This window comes from Neoluteolibacter marinus, from assembly GCF_014904755.1.
Classification (GTDB): Bacteria; Verrucomicrobiota; Verrucomicrobiia; order Verrucomicrobiales; family Akkermansiaceae; genus Haloferula; species Haloferula marina.
In genome coordinates, this window is the sequence record NZ_JACZFQ010000258.1 from 1 (window position 1) to 314 (window position 314).

Consider the following 314-nt stretch of genomic DNA (forward strand, 5'->3'; position numbering starts at 1 on the left):
GTGTCCTGCATCTACGGCCTGGGCACCCCGGAGGAGTACATCCAGCAGATGGTCACCCTGCGGGTGGGGGACCAGCTCGATCGCGACGACCTGCTGCGCCAGTTCGTGAACATGCAGTACGCCCGCAACGACATGGACTTCCACCGCGGGACGTTTCGCGTGCGCGGGGACACGGTGGAGATCATCCCCATGTACGAGGAGCACGCGATCCGCATCGAGTTCTTCGGCGATGAGATCGAGGCCATCTACACCCTGCACCCCGTCACCGGCGAGATCATCCGAGATGAGCAGGAGATGTACGTCTTCCCGGCCTC

At 63.4% G+C, this 314-nt stretch carries 1 pseudogene; it reads left to right on the forward strand.

Annotation, left to right across the window (positions count from 1 at the left end):
• Positions 1–314, forward strand: a pseudogene (locus IG178_RS24750) (excinuclease ABC subunit B); the annotation flags it as partial.